We start from the raw sequence: 19,383 nt of genomic DNA, 5'->3' as shown, positions 1-19,383 counted from the left end.
CAAGCCGTGCATGCCGAGACGCCATATCCTCAGCGCCCGACAGCGTTCGGCCCTACTCGACCTACCGACTGACGAAGCGGCGCTGCTGCGCCATTATCTTCTGGCAGACGATGACCTGATTCATATCGACCGGCGTCGCCGACCGGAGAACCGCATCGGGTTCGCCCTGCAGTTGTGCGCGCTGCGATATCCAGGCCGGACCCTTGCTCCCGGCGAACTGATCCCCCACACTGTATCTGCCTTTCTAGGCGCCCAGCTTGGCATCGCTGGCGAGACGCTCGCGGCCTATGCCGTTCGACGCCAAACCCGCCACCAGCACATGGAGGCGCTGCGCCGTATCTACGGATACAGAATGTTCCCCGGACGGGGACCGTATGCCAGGGCTTTCCGCGATTGGCTTCTCGCCGAAGCCGAGCAGGCACGCTCAAACGACGACCTTGCCCGGCGCTTCATTGCCCGCTGCCGTGAAACCATGACCATCCTGCCGGCGATCACGACAATCGAGCGTTTGTGCGCGGACGCGCTCGTCGCCGCCGAACGTCGGATCGAGAAGCGGATCGCGGCCCGTCTCGATCCCGTCGCCTGTGATGGGCTCGACCGACTGACTACCGAGATGCTGCCGGGGGCGATCAGCCGCTTCATCTGGCTGCGCCGGATTGAGCCGGGCAACAACTCCGCCGCGGCGAACCGGCTGCTCGACCGGCTCGAGTTCCTGCGCGCGATGAACCTCAATGATGGTATACTTGCCGGTGTTCCACCGCATCGCGTCGCCCGGCTACGCCGGCAGGGCGAGCGCTACTTCGCCGATGGCCTGCGCGACCTCGGCGCCGATCGGCGCCGCGCTATCATGGCGGTCTGCGTCATTGAATGGGCCACGGCGACTGCGGATGCGGTGATCGAAACACATGACCGGATCGTTGGCCGCACCTGGCGCGACGCGAAGCAACTGCATGACGCGCGGGTCGTAGAAACCAGAGGCGCTACCACTGCGACTTTGAACGGCTTCACTGCACTCGGTCAATCATTGCTCGAAGCGCATGGCGACGGCGCGTCGCTGGAAGATGCGGTCGCGGGCGGGGCGGGATGGGAACGGCTCACCAGCCTCGTCGCTACGGCCAAGACGTTGACGGACACCTTGGGCGATGATCCGCTGGCCTATGTTGATCAGGGGTATCACCGCTTCCGTCGGTATGCCCCGCGCATGCTGCGATGCCTCGACCTCAAAGCTGCGGCGGTTGCACGGCCTTTGCTGGACGCGGCTACCGTCATCGCTACCAAGGGCGCAGTTCCGGCGGCCGACGATTTCTTGCGCCCGCATTCCAAATGGCGGCGACAGTTGCGGGCGAAGGGCGATGATGATGCCCGCCTCCGGGAAGTCGCGGTCATGTTTCACCTGCGCGACGCGCTGCGCTCGGGCGACATATGGCTCGACCGCTCGCATCGATATGGTGACCTGCGCCACGTCCTCGTGCCGATGGCGGTCGCGCATGCCGCGAAGCTGGCGGTCCCGTCCGACCCGCATGTCTGGCTGGCTGACCGCAAAGTGCGTCTCGCTGATGGCCTTGCCCGGCTCGGTCGCGCCGCGCGCAGCGGTACAATTCCGAAAGGCAGCATCGAGGACGGCACGCTGCGCATTGATCGGCTCACCGCTGACGCGCCGGATGGGATCGAGGATCTGGTGCTTGATCTGTATCGCCGGCTGCCGCCCGTCCGCATCACCGATCTGCTGCTCGAAGTCGATACCGCGCTGGGTTTCACTGATGCCTTCACGCATCTGCGCACCGGCGTGCCATGCGGCGACCGAATCGGCCTGCTCAACGTCCTGCTTGCCGAGGGCCTGAATTTGGGTCTGCGTAAGATGGCAGAGGCTTCCAACACTCACGACTATTGGCAACTCTCCCGTCTCGCTCGCTGGCACGTCGAAAGCGAGGCGATCGACCAGGCGCTGGCCAACGTGGTCGCGGCGCAAGGGGCGCTGCCGATGGCCCAGGTCTGGGGTATGGGCAGATCCGCATCGGCCGATGGCCAGTTCTTCCCCGCCGCACGGCAGGGCGAAGCGATGAATACGATCAACGCCCGCTACGGCAACGATCCCGGCATCAAGGCCTATACCCACGTCAACGACCGCTTCGCGCCGTTTGCATCGCGGACCATTCCAGCCACGGTCAGCGAAGCACCTTATCTACTCGACGGGCTGACGATGAATGAGGCAGGGCGACGGATCGAAGAGCAGTACGCCGACACTGGCGGGTTCACCGATCATCTGTTCGGGATCAGCGCGATGCTCGGCTGCCGCCTTGTACTGCGCATCCGCGACCTCCCATCCAAACGACTGTACGTGTTCGACCCTGCCGCGACGCCGAGCGAATTGCGCCCGCTGGTGGGCGGCAAGGCGCGTGAGGCGCTGATCGTTTCCAACTGGCCCGATCTGTTCCGCTGCGCCGCCACCATGAGCGCTGGACAGGTCGCGCCGAGCAGCATCTTGCGCAAGCTCGCCTCCTATCCGCGCCAGAACGATCTTGCCTCCGCGCTGCGCGAGGTGGGCCGGATCGAGCGGACGCTGTTCATCATCGAATGGATACTCGACGTCGGCATGCAGCGCCGTGCACAGGTCGGCCTCAACAAAGGCGAGGCACATCATGCGCTGAAAAATGCCCTGCGCATCGGCCGTCAGGGCGAAATCCGCGACCGCACGACGGAGGGTCAGCATTACCGGATCGCCGGCCTCAACCTGCTCACCGCCATCATCGTCTACTGGAACACCCTGCACCTTGGCCATGCCGTTGAGGCCCGGCGCCGCGAAGGGCTCGATACCCCCGACCATCTTCTCGCCCATATTTCGCCGCTCGGATGGGCACACATCCTCCTCACTGGCGAGTACCTTTGGCCCAAGGACGCCGGCGCTTAGGGTGTCATTCCGCCCTCAGCCGGAACCGACCCCTTGCAGGCCTATCGTGAAAAGACGAAAGGGGATCTGCTGGTGATGGGCGCCTTCGGACATTCCCGGGCACGGGAATTCGTGCTTGGCGGCGCGACCAGGTCCGTGCTCGACCACCCGAGCTGCCCGGTCCTGCTCTCCCATTGATTATCGAGTTCGCATCGAATGACGGGGCAGTGCTTCATGAAAGCGTGCTCAGCAACCGATCGACGTCGACGGTCGCGAAGCTGATGAAAGAGTCAGCGATGCCGTAGGGCAGCAGCAAGGTTCGCCCGTGCAGCAGCGCGCCGCAGCTATAGACCACGTTCGGGACATAGCCGTCGCGGTATTTGGGATCGGTGGTGATCAGCGGAAGGCGGCTCCGCCCCAGCACTTGGCTCGGGTTTTCCTTGTCGAGCAGACATGCGCCCAGGCTATAGTTTCGGACCGGCCCCACGCCGTGAGTGATCACCAGCCAGCCTTCGTCGAGCTCGATCGGTGATCCGCAATTGCCCAGCTGTACGAATTCCCAAGGCCAACGCGGGCGCAGGATAATCGCGCCATCGGTCCAGTTGTAGAGGTCGTTGGAGCGAAGCAGCCAGATGCTCTCATGATCGAGCCGTGCCAGGGCGGCATAGTGTCCGGCAATGCGCCGCGGGAAAACAGCGATGCCTTTCGTGTCGGGCACGTCGGTACGCAGCGCGCTGAGTTCGAAGCTCTGAAAGTCGCTGGTTCGCAGCAATTCCTGGCGAACGGTCTCGCCACCGACTGCAGTGTACGTCCCGAGGTAGAAGCTGTAGCCATTTTCCTCCTGGAAACGCACGAGACGCAAGTCCTCGAGGCCGTGTCTTTGGCGGAAGGTGACCGGAAAGATCACCAGGGAAGAGATATCGGTGCAGCTGCCGCATGTCAGGCGCACGCCGGGGTCGTCAGGATGCCCTCCGGGCAAAGGCTCGATATGCGGAGGTATGGAAACATCGCTGATCGGGTCGAGCGTGACGGATGCGCCATCGAAATGCCCGGTGCGGAAGGTAATTGAGGAAAGATGGCCTTCGCCAACAGCTCGCAACGAGAGCACGAAACGGGCCGCGCCGCTGAGGGTCGGCGGCTCGGGATGCGGCACGATGCTGGGATTAAACAGGGCGGCCGACGCGTAGGAATATTCGGCGCTCATATAGGCGCCCACAAGAAGCATCTGATCCTTGGTCAGCGTCGGCGAGGGAAGTGTCGGCGGACAGATGAGGTCGTTGCATCGCCGCAGCAGCACCTGCTCGACATCGCCATGGCGCCCGGCGAGACTCGCGAAGATGCGCTCGAGCTCGGAGCGGCACGTCGATGCATCAAGCCCAATGATCCGTTCGATGATGCGGCCGATCCTGGACCGGCGTCCAGGTTCGGGAGCCGTCGGGTCATCGCCGGGAACGAACGGCCGAATGACGACGCGAGCAGGATTTGCATGCAACGTTGGACCGGTTTCGGTCACCAAACCATGATTGTGCAACTCGATCTCCCACTTTCATTGATAAATCGCCGCACCAGCGGCTGAACAGGACGGAGCAAGCCGCTCGAAGCCGCCGCGAGCATTAACCCACTTTCTGCGTTTCGGCTTCACCAAGCCTCGCAAACACGGGATCTAGGCTGTAGGTTGTTGCACTGCAGCAGGCGAATCGGAATCAGCAAGGGGGTCGAGGATGGCCGACGAGACCGCGAGTTCAGCCTATTTCTGGAACAGTATCATGGCGTCGCCGCTTGCCAGCGCGGCTCCTCAGATGTCGATCCTGGCGGATTTGGTTTCGACCGTGCAGTCATCGGCAGGTCAGGTGATGGAACGTTGTCAGCACGAAGCTTCGACATTGCTGGCGGGACGTTTGGAAGCGGACATGACGCTGATTGGGCAGCTGGCCGCCGCGCGGTCGCCCGGCGATCTTGTTGTAGCCTGTACAGACTTCATCAGCGACGCAGCCTCGGACTACTCGGCGGCGATTGGCAGGATGATAAAGCTCGAAATCGAGGAGGCGGCCGTGGTGAGCAATGCCGCCACCGGCGACGACCTGCGCGACGTGGCCCTCTCCGCGCAGATTGTCGCCTGACGCGCTTGGTGGGGGCAGCGCGCGTGGGAGCTGCCGTATCGTGCACATGTTTCGAGCCGAGTTCAGGTGCCCGTCATGAATGGATCAGGGCGTCGGTAACGCCTCTGCGTCAACGCGATCGCAAGGAGGCCACCGCCGGCAACCGCGAAGCTCAAGCCGAGCGTTGCCGAGAATAGTGACACGAACTCCCTTGCTTCGCCGAAAATGGTGATCATCAGCAAGGCGAAGGGCGCGCCGGCCAAAAGCAACAACCCCAAAGCGAGATCGACGAAACCGCGCAGAAGAAGCCATATCCAGTTCGCCATGGGCGTAAGGCGCGACTGAAACGCGACGTCGATCGACAGCAAGGCGCGAAGGAGGAACCAGATCATGACGAACGGCGCCAGCGGGTAAAGGCCATGCCACGGTCCGCCCACGAAAAGGGCGCCGAGCACGAGCGTGAGAGCGCCCGACCCGAAAGTGATCCGTCCGACCCAGCTGTGGCGTCCGGTCCAGGACAGCAGAAGCTCAGATAGGCCACCGGCGAGCAACAGCCAGCCGACGAGCGTGGGAAGTGCATGGACATGCAGGAGCGGCAGCGCGAAAGCTCCGGCGGCGAGCAGGAGCTTGAACAGGCCGCATCCCAGCGTCAGCTGCCATGGGGCGACGTGGAAGGGCCGATGCATCGCTTTCAGCACTCGCCCGTGCAAGCCTCAAGCGCGTCCTGGTCGAGAATGACGATTGCCCGGCGCGAGGGTGTCGTGATGATGCCGTCGTCGCGCAGACGCGTGATCTGCCGGCTGACCGTCTCGATCGTGAGGCCGAGCAGATCGGCCATGTCCTGGCGGCTGAGAGGCAGTTCGAAGCGAAGCGGTCCATCGCTCTTGTCGCTGGAGTGGCGCTTGGCGATGTGCAGAAGGAAAATCGCGACGCGCTCGCCGGCGCTCTTGCGCGCCAGCATCATCATCCATTGTCTGGCCCTGTCGAGATCGGTCAGGGTCCTTTCCAGTAGGCCGTGCTCCAGGGGCTGGTGATCTTGCGCGAAAGTGTCGAACGCCGAGCGCGAGAAGGTGCAGACACGCGAGTCGGTGAGGGCGATGACGGAATGCATGCTCGTCGCGCCGAACGGACGTCCGATAAAATCGCTGGGCAGCACGATACCGAGCGTCTGGTCGCGGCCATCGGCGCTCGAGACCGACAATTTGAGCGCGCCTTCGAGCACGTTGCCGACAAGGAGCGACTCGTCGCCCTGCCATACAAGCGCCTGCCCCTTCTTGACGATTTGATGCCGCCCCAGCCGATTGAGCCCTTCCAGGCTTTCCTCGGGCAAGGAATGGCAGATCGCCTTGTCGCGAACAGCGCATTGCGTACAGGCGTTCATGGTCTCTCCGCGAGTTGGCCGGTGGGTGCACGGTTCCTATCCGCGGCCCCGGGGCGGAGACATTAGTAGTTTACCTAAGGGAGGATCGGGTCACACGGCCGAGCTGAACCTCCTGCTGCCAGGTTGGCGGTAGGCGTCGAAAGTTGCCGCGATAGTGCGTGCATAAGGGAGCGCGGAAGGGGCGATGGAGAGCGTGTCGCCCTCCCAGCACACCAGGCCGCGGTCGAGGAACGGCGCGAGGCGATCGTGAGCGGGCAAGAGGAGATCAGCCGGCACACTCGCTTTCCCTTGGCAGAGCAGCTGCTCGATGACCCCGCCGCGAAGACGATCGTCAGCATTCCGGCGGATGCCTCGATTGCCGGTCAGGCGCTGCTGCGAAAGCATCATGCGATAGCGGCCTGCGTTCTTTTCGTTTTGGATGAGGAGGTCGGGGAAGCTGCTTATGGCAGACGCGCCAAGACCAATCACCACAGGAGCGTCATCGTCGGTGAACCCCTGAAAATTGCGCGACAGCCGGCTTTCGCGGGTCGCCTGCGCCAGGCCGTCGTGCGGCAGCGCGAAATGATCGAAGCCCACAGCCTCATAGCCGCTCCTCGTGAGCAGCTCATGTCCCTGCGAGGCCATTCGAAACCGCATCGCCTGATCGGGCAGCGCGTCCGCATCGATCCGCCGTTGACGGGCGATCAAATGCGGGACGTGCGCATAACCGAACAGCGCTATCCGATCGGCGCCTAGCTCGACCGCTTTGGCGAGAGAGTCCGCGAGGTCCTTCTCGGATTGTCCGGGCAAGCCGTACATGAGGTCATAGTTGAGGGAAGTAACGCCCGCCTCGCGCAGCATCGATGTGCACCGCTCGATGTCCTGCAGCGGCTGAATCCGCCCGATTGCCTCCTGGAGGCGCGGATCGAAAGTCTGCACGCCCAGGCTCGCATTGCTGATCCGCGTGCCCGCGATCGCCTGCGCCCACGCAGAGGTCAAAGTGCGTGGGTCCAGTTCGATCGAGACGACGGGCTTCTCGAGCCGAAAACTGTCCGTGAGCGAGAGGAACAGGCGAACGAAATCGGTAGCCGTGATCGCATTGGGGCTGCCGCCGCCGAAGGACAGGCGGCGGACCGTTGCGGTCTTCGGCAGCATCCGGCCGACCAGCGCGATTTCGCTATGCAAAGCCTCCAGATAGCTGGCCAGCCGCTGCCGGCGATTTGCACGGCCCGTGTTGCACCCGCAGTACCAGCATATCGTTTCGCAAAAGGGGATATGGACGTAAAGCGAGACATCGCCGTCTGTTCTCGAAAGGGCAGAGGCGAAATCCTGCTCCCCCACATCGTTGCCGAACTCGGCTGCTGTGGGATAGCTTGTATAGCGCGGGACCGGGGTCGCCAGCAGGTCTGGATGGTAAGGCCACATGGTGCGATCTTGCTGCGCCAAGCAGCCTGTTTCATTGAGGAGCATCAAAAATCTGGCCAATTGCCCGTGGCTTTCAGTTTTACGTGGCAGGGCAGCTCTCGAGCGGTGGTGCCAAGGACGCCGCTGCTTATCGCGATCTTAGTCGTTCGGTCGCAAAGGCGCCGGGAAGTGTCGCAAGGACAATCTTTTTGGATTGACAGAATATTGATTTGAAACAAAGTTCGGCGTCGAAGGCGCCGCTATCGGATCGCTCGAACCTTGTGGAGACGACCAGCGAGACGACATGGTCGCCCGGTTCCGGCATGCTTGTCGAGCATGCCTTGAAGCAAGCGGGAGAGGGGCCTTGGCAGTCAGCTGCGGCGCGAACGATCACGCGCGCCGTATGTCCAAGGGTCGATCATGTGCCAGTTTGCCTCTCTGAAGCCATCCGCAACATCAGTGTCGCGCTTTCTGCCTATCCTCAGAGCGTGGGAACAGGACTGCCGGCCGAGCCGTATCAGCTTCTTTGCTGTCGACGCGGAGCGTAGCCGGCAGCCAACAGCAAGGGGTTAGTGATCATGAGCCTGCCCATCGGAATGTGGGGGATGATCATCGGCGTGCTCGGGATCATCGCCATCGCAAGCGGAGCCTGGTTGCTCTTGCGCGCGCGCGACGTGGCCCGACTGACGGACACGCCGAACAACGAGGTCGCGCCGGGACGCAAGCGGAGGCCATCGGCCAGCCGCACCAAGGTGCGGATCGTGCTCGCCATCAACGTGCTCTCCACGATCGGGGCGCTCACGATCTTCGCGCTGGTCGCTTCGCGCACCATCGGCTCCAACGAAACGCAAAACGATCCCTACGCGGCACGGCCCTGACGTAGAAGCAAAGGACGGCGAGAATGGACGAACTACTCTTCAAGGTCGGGGGCTGGTTGTTGCTGGCCATATTGGCGCTCTTCGCCTGCGCGCTCGCCCTTGATTCGGGCTTCTCGGTCCACATGGCGATCGCCTCCGCCACGGCCCTGCTGATCGCCTGGATCACGATGTACAAGGCCGACTTCCAGGTCTTGTCAGGCTTCAAGCCGGCGACAATGCCGGATGTGACCCGGTACGACGACGATCTCATCCGGCTCGGCGTCATTGCGACGCTGTTCTGGGGCGTCGTCGGCTTCCTGGTCGGCGTGGTGATCGCGACGCAGATGGTCGTCCCGACCCTGAACCTCGAGCCCTGGTTCAGCTTCGGGCGCATGCGGCCGCTTCATACGTCTGCCGTCATCTTCGCCTTCGGCGGCAATGCGCTCATCGCGACGAGCTTCTACGTCGTCCAGCGCACCTGCCGCGCGCGCCTCGCATTCCCGGCGCTCGCGCGCTTCGTGTTCTGGGGCTACCAGTTCTTCATCGTCCTGGCCGCGACCGGCTACCTGATGGGCGTCACTGCCAGCCGCGAATATGCCGAGCCCGAATGGTATGTGGATCTGTGGCTCACGATCGTCTGGGTCGCCTATTTCGTCGTTTTCGTCGGCACGCTGCTGCGCCGGACCGAGCCGCACATCTACGTCGCCAACTGGTTCTATCTGAGCTTCATCATCACGATCGCGATGCTGCACATCGTGAACAACCTCGCGGTGCCGGCAAGCCTCTTCGGCTCTAAGAGCTACTCGGCCTTCGCCGGCGTGCAGGATGCGCTCACGCAGTGGTGGTACGGCCACAACGCGGTGGGCTTCTTCCTTACCGCCGGCTTCCTGGCGATGATGTACTACTTCGTGCCCAAGCAGGCGGAGCGGCCGATCTACAGCTACCGTCTGTCGATCATTCACTTCTGGTCGCTGATCTTCCTCTATATCTGGGCGGGACCGCATCACCTTCACTACACGGCGCTGCCCGACTGGGCGCAGACGCTGGGCATGGTCTTCTCGGTTGTGCTGTGGATGCCGAGCTGGGGCGGCATGATCAACGGCCTGATGACTCTGAACGGAGCCTGGGACAAGATCCGCACCGATCCGATCATCCGCATGATGGTCTTCGCGCTCGCCTTCTACGGCATGGCGACCTTCGAAGGTCCGATGCTGTCGATCAAGGCGGTCAACTCGCTGTCGCACTATACCGAGTGGACCATCGGCCATGTGCATTCGGGCGCACTCGGCTGGAACGGGATGATCACCTTCGCCGCGCTTTACTATCTCGTTCCGCGGCTCTGGGGACGCGAGCGACTCTATTCGCTGCGCATGGTGAACTGGCACTTCTGGCTCGCGACGCTGGGGCTGGTGCTCTATGCGGCCGCGCTCTGGGTCGCCGGCATCACGCAGGGCCTGATGGCGCGGGAATATGGCTCGGACGGCTACCTCGTCTACGCTTTCGCCGAGATCGTGGCGGCCATGAAGCCCTACTATGCGATCCGCGTGCTTGGCGGCCTGCTCTATCTCCTGGGTGCGCTGATCATGGTCTACAACGTGTGGATGACGATCCTGGGCCGGCTTCGCAAGGAAGCGCCCATGTCGAGCGCCGCCTACAATCCCGAAGCCGACCGGCCGATCGTGCCGGCCGCGACCCCGGCTGAATGAAGGGAAACGTCTGATGTCATCGCAGCTCGCCACCCAGCACAAGAAGCTGGAGCGCAACGTCACTCTTCTCAGCGTCTTCGCCTTCATAGCCGTGGCCATCGGCGGCATCGTCGAGATCGCGCCGCTGTTCTGGATCGACTCCACCGTCGAGAAAGTGGAGGGCATGCGGCCCTACACCCCGCTCGAGCAGGCGGGGCGCGACATCTATGTGCGCGAAGGGTGCTACACTTGCCACAGCCAGATGATCCGACCCTTCCGCGACGAAGTGGAGCGTTACGGCCACTACAGCCTCGCCGCCGAGTCCATGTACGATCACCCCTTCCAGTGGGGCTCGAAGCGTACCGGACCCGACCTGGCGCGGGTGGGCGGGCGCTATTCGGACGAATGGCACGTGCAGCACCTGAAGGACCCGCGGTCGGTGGTGCCGGAATCGATCATGCCCTCCTATGCCTTCCTGGCGGACACCGAACTCGACCTCAAGGGGATCGACGGAAAGATAGGCGCGCTGCGCAAGGTCGGCGTTCCCTATACAAAGGCAATGATCGACAGCGCCGAAGCAGACGCCAAGCTGCAAGCTTCGTCGGACGGCGACGCGGCCGATCTCGCCAAGCGCTATCCCAAGTCGCAGGTGCGCGACTTCGATGGCGATCCGTCGAGGCTCACCGAAATGGATGCGGTCGTCGCCTACCTGCAGATGCTCGGCACGCTGGTCGACACCAATGCCGCCGCGGCGCAGGAGCGGCGCCGATGACCTACGACGCGCTGCGTCACTTTGCCGACAGCTGGGGCCTGGTGCTCATGGCGATCATGTTCGCGGTTTTTGTCGGCTGGACTTTTCGAAAGGGCGCGCGCTCCCGGCAGGACCGCGCCGCCCGTTCGATCCTGGAGGAAGATGATGGCTGACAAGCGGATCGACGAGGCGACGGGGACGCCCACGGTCGGGCACGAATGGGATGGGATCGAGGAACTCGACACACCCATGCCGCGCTGGTGGCTGTGGACCCTCTATGCGACAATCATCTGGGGCATAGCCTATACGGTGCTCTATCCCGCCTGGCCGCTGGTCAATTCGGCGACGAAGGGCGTGCTCGGCTGGTCGAGCCGCGAGCAATTGGCCGGCGAAGAGGAGGCGGAGCGCCTGCGCAAGGAGCCCCTGCAACTTGCGCTCGCCCGCATCCCGATCGAGCGGCTCAACGAGGATTCGCGGCTGATGCAGGCGGCGGTCGAAGGCGGCCGCGCGGCGTTCAAGGTGCACTGCGTCCAGTGCCACGGCTCTGGCGCCGCCGGTAGCAAGGGTTATCCGAACCTCAACGACGACGACTGGCTCTGGGGCGGGGACATCAAGCAGATTCACACGACCCTGGTCCATGGTATTCGCCAGCCCGGTCACGCCGAGACGCGCATGTCGCAGATGCCCGCGTTCGGGCGCGATGGTATCCTTACCTCCGAGCAGGTGGAGGACGTGGTCAGCCACGTTCGCGTCATCTCCCGTCAGGAGAAGCCGAGCGCAGCCTCGCAGCGCGGCGCGAAGCTGTTCGCCGACAATTGTGCGGTGTGCCACGGCGCGCAGGGCCAGGGCGATCGCAAGTTGGGCGCACCCAATCTCGCCGATTCCATCTGGCTGTTCGGCGGCGATCGGGAGGCGCTCGCGCAAACGGTCAACAACTCCCGCTATGGCGTGATGCCGGCTTGGGGCGCGCGCCTCGATCCGGTCACGGTGAAGATGCTGGCGGCTTACGTACACTCGCTGGGGGGCGGCGAGGATTTCATCCCCGAGCCCGCGCCAAGCGCCGCTGCATCCGCGGCGCCGCAAGCGGCTCCCTCCCAGGCGGCCAAGAGCAATGTCCAGCCCAGATGATCTGACCGGCTCCAAGCAGCAGCTGTTCGAGAAGCGGCAGAAGGTCTTTCCCAAGGCGATCGACGGGCCGTTCCGCCGCTTCAAGTGGCTGGTCATGGCAGTGACGTTGACGATCTACTACGTCACGCCGTGGCTGCGCTGGGATCGCGGGCCCTATGCACCTGACCAGGCGGTGCTTGTCGATATCGCCAACCGTCGCTTCTACATGTTCTCGATCGAGATCTGGCCGCACGAGTTCTATTATGTCGCCGGCCTGCTCATCATGGCCGGCATCGGCCTGTTTCTCGTGACCTCGGCGGTCGGCCGGGCATGGTGCGGTTATGCCTGTCCGCAGACGGTCTGGACCGACCTCTTCCAGCATGTCGAGCGCGCGATCGAGGGCGATCGCAATGCCCAGCTGCGCCTGGAGAAGGCCCCGTGGGGGCCTTCGAAGATCGCCAAGCGCGTGACAAAACACGCGATCTGGCTGCTCATCGCCGTGGCGACTGGCGGCGCCTGGATCTTCTACTTCGCCGATGCGCCGACGCTCGCTCGCCAGCTTTGGGCGCTCGACGCGCCTTATCAGGCCTGGTTCACGATCGGGCTGCTCACCGCCACGACCTACATACTTGGCGGGCTGATGCGCGAGCAGTTCTGCATCTACGGTTGCCCCTGGCCGCGTATCCAGGGTGCGATGCTCGACGAGAAATCGCTGATGGTCACTTACAAGGCCTGGCGGGGCGAGCCTCGGACTCACGGCATCAAACGGGCGGGCCCCGCAGTGCACCAGCCCGATGGCGAGCTCGGCGCCCAGGCGCAGTACGGCTTACCCTCGCTTGTGGCGCTGGCGTCTGCTCCCGAAAACAATCCGCGTGTCATCGGCGACTGCATCGATTGCAACAACTGCGTAGCGGTGTGTCCCACCGGCATCGACATACGCAACGGTCCGCAGATCGGCTGTATCACCTGCGGTTTGTGCATCGACGCCTGTGACGACATCATGGAGCGGATCGGTAGGCCCAAGAAGCTGATCGGCTATTCGACGGTCGCCGACGAGCTGCTCGCAGGCAATGGCAAGACGCCGGAGCCGCCGCTCAAGCGGCTGTTCCGTCCGCGCACGCTCATCTACTTCCTGATCTGGGGCTCGATCGGCCTGGCGATGCTGTTCGCGCTCGGATCGCGCACGCGGCTTGACCTCAGCGTCCGTATGGAGCGTAACCCCATCTGGGTGCAGCTGTCGGATGGCACGGTGCGCAATGCCTACACCATCAACGTGCGCAACATGGAAGCGCGGCCGCGCTCGGTCACTTTGTCGATCGAGGGCCTGCCCGATGCGCAGATCTGGACCGATGCGCAGGCGCGCGGTGGCGCCGGTCAGGCCGTGGAGATCGCGATCGGCCCCGACCAGGCCCGCAAGACGCGGGTCTATGTCGCGGCGCCCGAACGCCAGCAGCGTGATTTCGCGTTCGTCATTCGAGCCAACGACGGTCAAGGAGCAACGGATCGCGAGAGCACCGTGTTCGAGGGGCCGGAGAGCGAACGATGAGGCGCGAGTTCACCGGACGCCACATGCTCTTCATCATGCTGGGCATGTTCGGGACGATCATCGCCGTCAATCTGGTGATGGCTCGGTTCGCCGTCACGACGTTTGGGGGCACGGTCGTCGAGAATTCCTACGTCGCCAGCCAGGCGTACAATCGCTGGCTGGCCGAGGCGCGGGCACAGGACGACCTCGGCTGGACGCTCGATCTGGTTCTGATCCCAGGACGGATTGTCGAGGCCAAGACAACGCCGCGGGAAGGCACGCTGGCCGGCGTAGCCGAGCATCCGCTCGGCCGGGCTCCCGACCAACCGCTGACGTTCAGGAGATCCCCGCAGGGCTTGTGGCGATCGACAACCCCGCTGCCGCCGGGACGCTGGCGCGTACGCCTCGAACTGCGGAACGGTGGACAGTCGGCGCGTTTCGTCAAGGACGTGCCGGCGTGAGCGCCGTCACCAGCACGTTCAGCGTCCCGGGGCTGCACTGCGCCGGCTGCATCGCCAAGCTCGAAGGCGGACTGGCGCGGACGGACGGCGTGATCAGCGCCAGGGTCAACTTCACCAAGCGCCGGGTCGCTATCGCCCATACGGACAAGCTTGGCGATGATCACCTGAGGGAAATCATCGGCAGGATCGGTTTTCCGGCGGAGCGCCTCCTCGGCGAGGAGGAGACGCGCAGCGCGCCGGAAAGCCGTGAACTCGGCATCGCGCTCGGCGTCGCCGGCTTTGCGGCAATGAATATCATGTTGCTGTCCGTCAGCGTCTGGTCCGGGGCGCAGGGCGCGACGCGCGACCTGTTTCACTGGCTCTCGGCGCTGATCGCGCTTCCTACCGTGGCCTATGCGGGCCGACCCTTCTTCCGCAGCGCCTGGGGCGCTCTTCGTCACGGCCGCACCAACATGGACGTGCCGATCAGCATCGGCGTGACCATGGCCTGCGCCGCCAGCTTGTACGAGACGATCAATAGCGGTCCGCACGCCTATTTCGACGGCGCGGTGATGCTGCTGTTCTTCCTGCTTGCCGGTCGCTTCCTCGACAGCGTGATGCGGGTACGCGCCGAAGACGGCGTCGCCGCGCTGCAGCGCCAGCGCGCGCCGCGGGGCCTGGTCGTCGGCAAGGACGGCGTTGCCGAATGGCGCAACGCCGAAGAGATCGCCCCGGGCATGACTCTGCTCGTGGCGGCGGGTGAAACCTTCGCAGCCGACGGCGTGATCGTCAGCGGGGCGTCGAGCATCGACCGGCAACTGGTCACGGGCGAAAGCGCGCCGGAGAATGTCGGCATCGGCGACGCCGTCCTTGCCGGCACGATCAATCTCGCCGCGCCGCTGACGGTAAAAGTCAGCGCCGCGGGCGAGGGGACGGCGATCGCCGGCATCGCCCGCCTCATGGAAGCCGCGAGTGGAGCGAAGTCGCGGTACGTGCGGCTCGCCGACCGGGCTGCGCGCTATTATGCTCCCGCCGTGCACGTCCTTGCCGCGCTCTCGCTGGTCGGATGGCTGATCGCCGGCGCCGGATTGCACCAGGCGGTGCTGATTGCGGTGGCCGTGCTCATCATAACCTGTCCGTGCGCGCTTGGCCTCGCCGTCCCGGTCGCCCAGGTCGTCGCGGCCGGTTCGCTCATGCGCCGCGGCGTGCTGATCCGCGACGGCGCTGGCCTGGAGCGTCTTGCTGAAGCGAATGTCGCGCTTTTCGATAAGACTGGAACATTGACGCTCGGCCGGCCGAGACTGATCGATGACGGGAATTTGTCACCGGACGAAAGGCCAGTGGCCTTGGCGCTTGCGCAGAGAAGCCGCCATCCGCTCGCCAGGGCATTGGCGACAGCACTGGAGGGTATCGAGGCTGCCGACATCAGCGATGTCGAGGAAGCCCCGGGTCTTGGCGTCGCCGCGATTTGGAAGGGGCAGCGTGCCTTCCTCGGCCGCATCGACGATGCCGGACCTGAAGGCGGCGAGGCTCCCGGACACCACGCGCTCACCACCGGGTTCAGGCTGGGAGGTGGGCCGGCCCGCCTGCTGCGCTTCGAAGATGCCCTGCGCCCCGATGCCGACGCCGCGATCGCCCGCCTCGATGCGCTGCATATGCAGCCTACCATCGTTTCCGGCGACCGCGAGCGCCGTGTCGCGCGGCTCGCTGTCAAGCTTGGCATGCGCGGGCAGGGCGATCTCGATCCGCAAGGAAAGCTTGAGGTGATCGCACGCCTCAGCGCGCAAGGTCACCGGGTCCTGATGGTCGGCGACGGCCTCAACGACGGCCCGGCGCTCAATGCCGCGCACGTTTCCATGGCGCCGTCTTCGGCAAGCGATGTCGGGCAAAGCGCCGCCGACCTCGTGTTTCTGGGCGACTCTCTCTCGGCGGTGCCGGCATCCGTCGCTGCCGCAAGGCGCACGATGCGCGTCGTGAAGCAGAACTTCGCCATGGCGATCGGCTATAATGTGCTGGCCGTGCCGCTGGCCGTTGCCGGCATGGTGACGCCGCTGGTCGCCGCTCTTGCCATGTCACTCTCGTCCATCATCGTCGTCGGCAATTCGCTGCGTCTTCGGAACGCCGCGCGGTGACCGGGCTTACGATACTCATACCGGCAGCGCTGTTTCTCGGTCTGCTTGGCCTTGCCGCCTTCTACTGGTCGATGCGGAACGGCCAATATGACGATCTCGACGGCGCCGCCGAACGCATCCTGCTCGATGAAGCCGACGAACTATCGCAAGATCAGTCGCCAGCCGGCCGCCGCGAACACGACCGCTGAGCCGCCCAGAGGCGCAAGCGGCACAAGTCAGCCGCCTTCGGTCAGCTCAGCTTTCGCGCATAAGGCGCTTGCGGCACCGATCGGCGTGACACGCTGTCAGGCAGCAGGATTGCCTGTCGCTGGGCTCCGGCTGCCGGTCCACCGGGATCGGAACGGTGCGCGCAGAGCCGTCGCTTGCACAGAGCTGGACCCAGAGCAGGGTGTGCGACGACGGCATGCCGCTAAGTGATCCGGGAAGGATCGCCGCAATCCCGACGAGCGCCATCAGCTTCATTTGAATCTCTTCCGTCGCCGGGCATACAGCACTGTCATTGTGACTTGTCCGTCGTCAGAACATTCGGCACAACTCGCGGCGTAGATTAGCGGAGTGCGGACCTCGTCAGGGGGTTGATGTTAGGCGGCGAACTTGCGGTGCTGCAAGCGCCGATGTTCGATGGTCTGTCGCTTGATCCTTTCGCGCAGTTTGATGATTGCCGGAGCCCTGCCGAAGTAGGCGTCGGCAGGCGTCACGTTGGCCAGGCTCTCGTGGTATCGCTGGTGATTGTAGTGCTCGACGAAGGCCTCGATGTGGGCTTCGAGGTCGCCGGGCAGGAAGTAGTTTTCCAGCAAGATGCGGTTTTTCAGGGTCTGGTGCCAGCGCTCGATCTTGCCCTGGGTTTGGGGATGACACGGGGCGCCGCGGACATGGCTCATCTTCCGGGCCTCGATGTATTCCGCCAGCTCACCCGCGATGTAGCTGGGACCATTATCGCTGAGTAGCCGGGGTTTGTGCAGCACCGTGGCGCTGTCGCAACCAGAAGCCGCCAGGGCGAGGTCCAGCGTGTCGGTGACGTCCTCGGCTCGCATGTTGGTGCACAGCTTCCAGGCGATGATGTAGCGCGAGAAGTCGTCGAGCACGGTCGACAGATACATCCAGCCCCACCCGATGATCTTGAAGTAGGTGAAGTCGGTCTGCCACATCTCGTTCGGCCGCGTGGTTTTCGTGTGGAACTGATCGGCAGCCTTGATCACGACATAGGCCGGGCTGGTGATCAGGTCGTGGGCCTTCAACAGGCGGTAAACCGTGGATTCCGACACGAAGTAGCGCTGCCCATCGGTGAAGCGCACGGCCAGTTCCCGGGGGCTCAGCTCAGACTGTTCCAGCGCCAGCTCGATGATCTGGTCGTGGATGCCCGCCGGGATGCGGTTCCACACCCGGCTCGGCGCCGATGGCCGATCTTCCAACGCCTCCGGCCCGCCTTCGAGGTAGCGATCATACCAGCGGTAGAATGTCCGACGAGGGATGCCGAGTTGGTCCAGCGTGCGCTTGGCCGACAGGTGCGACTGCTCGACGGTTCTGATGATCTCGAGCTTCTCGGATGCGGGATATCTCATTCGTCGTTGCCCCCATCCGCGACCATGCTTTTTTTGAGCAGACGGTTTTCCAGTGTCAGATCGGCCACGCATTCCTTCAGGGCCCGGGCTTCGCGGCGCAGGTCCTGGACCTCTCCGGTGGTCGCGGCACGGGCGGTGTCGCCGGCCAGGCGGCGCTTGCCAGCTTCCATGAACTCCTTCGACCAGGTGTAATACAGGCTCTGGGCAATGCCTTCCTTGCGGCATAGCTCGGCGATGCTGTCTTCCCCGCGCAGGCCATCCAGCACGATGCGGATCTTGTCCTCGGCCGAAAAGTGGCGCCGGGTCTGTCGGCGGATGTCCTTCACTACCCGCTCTGCTGGGGCCTTGGCGGGCGATTTTACATTGGAGGATCTGGGCTTCATCTTCGTTCCTTCGTCACTACGACGAAGCCCAGATCCTCCTTAAATCACAACCTCAAATCTGTGCCATTGGTGCTGACGGCGGACAGTTTCATGACAACGGCTTCTTAGGTGGGCCGCTGCTGTGGGTCCATGCGGTGCATCATCGACAGCACAATCCATGCCGACAGGATTCGAGCTACCTGCACCCGCTCGAGACCGCGATCGGCCTTTTTCTCTACAGCCTATCCATCCTGTTCTTGTCGCGCTTTATGGGCGAATTTCATTTAGTGACGATCATCCTTACCTTCGTAGTTTTCACACAGATAAACCTGCACAATCACGATCTGTGGGAAAGCGAAACGTTTCCATTCAAATATCTCAGCACGATGTCGCGGATGCACCACAATCATCATGCCCGCTTCACCGGCGGCAATTTTGCGACGATCACGCTGCTCTACGACTGGCTGTTCGGCACGCTCGATCAGGGCGAGGGATATGGGCGAAAGCCGTCCCGGTCGGGCGAGAAGAGCGGCCAGCGCGATGTTCCGCTGACATAGACCTGCTGATGGGAAATGCTTGGTGTGCCCCTGCAAAGGGCACACCATTGGCTGTCCTGACAGGCCGGGCGGAGACGGTTCAAGCTGTCGGCGCAGCCTGGCGTACGCGGATGATCGCTAATTCGCGCTCGCGACCGTCGCGATCGGGCCAGAGAATGGACTGGCCTTCACGCAGACCGATAAGACCTGCGCCGACCGGCGTCATGATCGATATCTTCCCGGAAGCAATGTCTGCTTCTCTCGGATAGACCAGTTCATAGAGGTGCTCGCGCCCTGTCGCCGCGTCGAGGAATTGGACTGACGAGTGCATCGTCACCACGTCCGGTGCGATGCGCGCTCGATCATGGATCTTCGCGCGATCGATCTCGTCCAGCAGGAGGCGGCAAACATGCGGGTTCTGCTCCTTAGCGGCAAGGGCGAGGTCGGTCAGACGGTCGGCTTCGACATCGATCATGTGAATAGGGGGGCGCCGGCGCGCCTTGCTGTGCGTCATGGTTCTCGCTTTCGAAAGTGGGAGCCCGCCAGATCTTGGCGGTAATTGACCGGTTGAGCGTGATTGGTCCCCGAGCCCGGCTCGGGACGCACCAGAGCCCGGGGCTACATGCCCGCGAGAAGCTGCCCCCCGTGGTGACGCAAACGAGACTGGATGCAAAGC

20 protein-coding genes are annotated in these 19,383 nt (G+C 63.7%); 13 read left to right on the top strand and 7 right to left on the bottom strand.

The features are described from left to right. The first annotated feature begins 10 nt into the window (after positions 1–10). Both BRX37_RS22790 and BRX37_RS22785 read left to right on the top strand, forming a co-directional pair. On the top strand, positions 11–2,908 hold the full coding sequence (locus BRX37_RS22790; protein ID WP_024020823.1) for a Tn3 family transposase: 2,898 nt from the start codon (positions 11–13) through the stop codon (positions 2,906–2,908). Between the two features lie 33 nt (positions 2,909–2,941). After that, a complete protein-coding gene (locus tag BRX37_RS22785; protein WP_278986407.1) occupies positions 2,942–3,085 on the top strand; it encodes a universal stress protein in 144 nt (47 codons plus the stop codon). A 34-nt stretch (positions 3,086–3,119) separates the two neighbouring features. Here the strand turns inward: BRX37_RS22785 and BRX37_RS22780 are convergent, their stop codons facing one another. Next, positions 3,120–4,400 carry a glycoside hydrolase family 130 protein gene (locus BRX37_RS22780; protein WP_234792442.1) on the bottom strand — a complete coding sequence of 427 codons (1,281 nt, stop codon included), beginning with the start codon at positions 4,398–4,400 and terminating at the stop codon, positions 3,120–3,122. A 208-nt stretch (positions 4,401–4,608) separates the two neighbouring features. Here BRX37_RS22780 and BRX37_RS22775 point away from each other — a divergent pair, with 208 nt between their 5' ends. Further along, the gene (locus BRX37_RS22775; protein ID WP_069337918.1) at positions 4,609–5,007 is read left to right on the top strand and encodes a hypothetical protein; all 399 of its coding nucleotides are present in this window, start codon (positions 4,609–4,611) and stop codon (positions 5,005–5,007) included. Between the two features lie 62 nt (positions 5,008–5,069). Here BRX37_RS22775 and BRX37_RS22770 read toward each other — a convergent pair whose 3' ends face one another. The 3 genes from BRX37_RS22770 to hemN all read right to left on the bottom strand — a co-directional run bounded on the left by BRX37_RS22770 (position 5,070) and on the right by hemN (position 7,771). Then, positions 5,070–5,684, bottom strand: a complete 615-nt coding sequence (locus tag BRX37_RS22770; protein WP_081331757.1) for a DUF308 domain-containing protein — start codon at positions 5,682–5,684, stop codon at positions 5,070–5,072. Further along, complete coding sequence (locus BRX37_RS22765; RefSeq protein ID WP_069337916.1) at positions 5,678–6,367, bottom strand: Crp/Fnr family transcriptional regulator; 690 nt, start codon at positions 6,365–6,367, stop codon at positions 5,678–5,680. The genes BRX37_RS22770 and BRX37_RS22765 overlap by 7 nt, the downstream gene beginning before the upstream one ends. 90 nt (positions 6,368–6,457) lie before the next feature. Then, positions 6,458–7,771, bottom strand: coding sequence for an oxygen-independent coproporphyrinogen III oxidase (gene hemN, locus BRX37_RS22760; RefSeq protein WP_069337920.1), 1,314 nt, complete (start codon positions 7,769–7,771; stop codon positions 6,458–6,460). Positions 7,772–8,328: 557 nt separating this feature from the next. Here hemN and BRX37_RS22755 point away from each other — a divergent pair. The 9 genes from BRX37_RS22755 to ccoS are packed head-to-tail and all read left to right on the top strand — an operon-like array spanning position 8,329 to position 16,435. Then, the gene (locus BRX37_RS22755) at positions 8,329–8,628 is read left to right on the top strand and encodes a hypothetical protein (protein WP_020820404.1); all 300 of its coding nucleotides are present in this window, start codon (positions 8,329–8,331) and stop codon (positions 8,626–8,628) included. A 23-nt stretch (positions 8,629–8,651) separates the two neighbouring features. Beyond that, positions 8,652–10,313, top strand: a complete 1,662-nt coding sequence (ccoN, locus tag BRX37_RS22750; RefSeq protein ID WP_069337915.1) for a cytochrome-c oxidase, cbb3-type subunit I — start codon at positions 8,652–8,654, stop codon at positions 10,311–10,313. Positions 10,314–10,326: 13 nt separating this feature from the next. Further along, positions 10,327–11,064: a cytochrome-c oxidase, cbb3-type subunit II gene (gene ccoO, locus BRX37_RS22745; protein ID WP_020820402.1), complete on the top strand. Its 738-nt coding sequence runs from the start codon at positions 10,327–10,329 to the stop codon at positions 11,062–11,064. Then, the gene (locus BRX37_RS22740) at positions 11,061–11,216 is read left to right on the top strand and encodes a cbb3-type cytochrome c oxidase subunit 3 (protein WP_020820401.1); all 156 of its coding nucleotides are present in this window, start codon (positions 11,061–11,063) and stop codon (positions 11,214–11,216) included. The genes ccoO and BRX37_RS22740 overlap by 4 nt, the downstream gene beginning before the upstream one ends. Continuing rightward, a complete protein-coding gene (gene ccoP, locus BRX37_RS22735; protein ID WP_081331756.1) occupies positions 11,209–12,171 on the top strand; it encodes a cytochrome-c oxidase, cbb3-type subunit III in 963 nt (320 codons plus the stop codon). Before BRX37_RS22740 ends, ccoP begins: the two co-directional genes overlap by 8 nt. Beyond that, on the top strand, positions 12,155–13,696 hold the full coding sequence (locus BRX37_RS22730; RefSeq protein ID WP_125989584.1) for a 4Fe-4S dicluster domain-containing protein: 1,542 nt from the start codon (positions 12,155–12,157) through the stop codon (positions 13,694–13,696). The genes ccoP and BRX37_RS22730 overlap by 17 nt, the downstream gene beginning before the upstream one ends. Beyond that, entirely contained in the window at positions 13,693–14,136 is a 444-nt protein-coding gene (locus tag BRX37_RS22725) for a FixH family protein (protein WP_021227175.1), read from the top strand. The genes BRX37_RS22730 and BRX37_RS22725 overlap by 4 nt, the downstream gene beginning before the upstream one ends. Then, positions 14,133–16,247 carry a heavy metal translocating P-type ATPase gene (locus tag BRX37_RS22720; RefSeq protein WP_069337912.1) on the top strand — a complete coding sequence of 705 codons (2,115 nt, stop codon included), beginning with the start codon at positions 14,133–14,135 and terminating at the stop codon, positions 16,245–16,247. The genes BRX37_RS22725 and BRX37_RS22720 overlap by 4 nt, the downstream gene beginning before the upstream one ends. Further along, positions 16,244–16,435 (top strand): cbb3-type cytochrome oxidase assembly protein CcoS, encoded by a 192-nt coding sequence (gene ccoS, locus BRX37_RS22715; protein WP_069337911.1) that lies wholly within the window; start codon positions 16,244–16,246, stop codon positions 16,433–16,435. The genes BRX37_RS22720 and ccoS overlap by 4 nt, the downstream gene beginning before the upstream one ends. Positions 16,436–16,481: 46 nt before the next feature. Here ccoS and BRX37_RS22710 read toward each other — a convergent pair whose 3' ends face one another. Together BRX37_RS22710 and BRX37_RS22705 are read right to left on the bottom strand one after the other, a co-directional pair. Then, positions 16,482–16,709 carry a hypothetical protein gene (locus BRX37_RS22710; RefSeq protein WP_069337910.1) on the bottom strand — a complete coding sequence of 76 codons (228 nt, stop codon included), beginning with the start codon at positions 16,707–16,709 and terminating at the stop codon, positions 16,482–16,484. A 119-nt stretch (positions 16,710–16,828) separates the two neighbouring features. Beyond that, positions 16,829–18,192, bottom strand: a protein-coding gene (locus tag BRX37_RS22705) for an IS3 family transposase (protein ID WP_373886176.1) whose coding sequence is annotated in 2 segments (ribosomal slippage) — positions 16,829–17,842 and positions 17,845–18,192 — 1,362 coding nt in all. Because the reading frame shifts where the segments join, the coding sequence is not laid out codon by codon here. Here BRX37_RS22705 and BRX37_RS22695 point away from each other — a divergent pair. After that, entirely contained in the window at positions 18,144–18,728 is a 585-nt protein-coding gene (locus tag BRX37_RS22695) for a sterol desaturase family protein (protein WP_318276881.1), read from the top strand. The two genes, BRX37_RS22705 and BRX37_RS22695, sit on opposite strands and share 49 nt — an antisense overlap. Before the next feature lie 79 nt (positions 18,729–18,807). Here the strand turns inward: BRX37_RS22695 and rnk are convergent, their stop codons facing one another. Next, a complete protein-coding gene (gene rnk, locus BRX37_RS22690) occupies positions 18,808–19,221 on the bottom strand; it encodes a nucleoside diphosphate kinase regulator (RefSeq protein ID WP_125989580.1) in 414 nt (137 codons plus the stop codon). Between the last annotated feature and the right edge of the window lie 162 nt (positions 19,222–19,383).

The organism is Sphingomonas sp. S-NIH.Pt3_0716, from assembly GCF_003950715.1.
In the GTDB taxonomy this organism is placed as follows: domain Bacteria; phylum Pseudomonadota; class Alphaproteobacteria; order Sphingomonadales; family Sphingomonadaceae; genus Sphingobium; species Sphingobium yanoikuyae_A.
Note: the sequence above shows the minus strand (reverse complement) of the source record. Positions and strands in the feature narration are given on the sequence as shown.

Bases quoted from the DNA above. Each gene is read 5' to 3' on its own strand.
- BRX37_RS22790 (WP_024020823.1), top strand. From the start codon at position 11: ATGCCGAGACGCCATATCCTCAGCGCCCGACAGCGTTCGGCCCTACTC.
- BRX37_RS22775 (WP_069337918.1), top strand. From the start codon at position 4,609: ATGGCCGACGAGACCGCGAGTTCAGCCTATTTCTGGAACAGTATCATG.
- BRX37_RS22765 (WP_069337916.1), bottom strand. From the start codon at position 6,367: ATGAACGCCTGTACGCAATGCGCTGTTCGCGACAAGGCGATCTGCCAT.
- hemN (WP_069337920.1), bottom strand. From the start codon at position 7,771: ATGTGGCCTTACCATCCAGACCTGCTGGCGACCCCGGTCCCGCGCTAT.
- BRX37_RS22755 (WP_020820404.1), top strand. From the start codon at position 8,329: ATGAGCCTGCCCATCGGAATGTGGGGGATGATCATCGGCGTGCTCGGG.
- ccoN (WP_069337915.1), top strand. From the start codon at position 8,652: ATGGACGAACTACTCTTCAAGGTCGGGGGCTGGTTGTTGCTGGCCATA.
- ccoO (WP_020820402.1), top strand. From the start codon at position 10,327: ATGTCATCGCAGCTCGCCACCCAGCACAAGAAGCTGGAGCGCAACGTC.
- BRX37_RS22740 (WP_020820401.1), top strand. From the start codon at position 11,061: ATGACCTACGACGCGCTGCGTCACTTTGCCGACAGCTGGGGCCTGGTG.
- ccoP (WP_081331756.1), top strand. From the start codon at position 11,209: ATGGCTGACAAGCGGATCGACGAGGCGACGGGGACGCCCACGGTCGGG.
- BRX37_RS22730 (WP_125989584.1), top strand. From the start codon at position 12,155: ATGTCCAGCCCAGATGATCTGACCGGCTCCAAGCAGCAGCTGTTCGAG.
- BRX37_RS22725 (WP_021227175.1), top strand. From the start codon at position 13,693: ATGAGGCGCGAGTTCACCGGACGCCACATGCTCTTCATCATGCTGGGC.
- BRX37_RS22710 (WP_069337910.1), bottom strand. From the start codon at position 16,709: ATGAAGCTGATGGCGCTCGTCGGGATTGCGGCGATCCTTCCCGGATCA.
- rnk (WP_125989580.1), bottom strand. From the start codon at position 19,221: ATGACGCACAGCAAGGCGCGCCGGCGCCCCCCTATTCACATGATCGAT.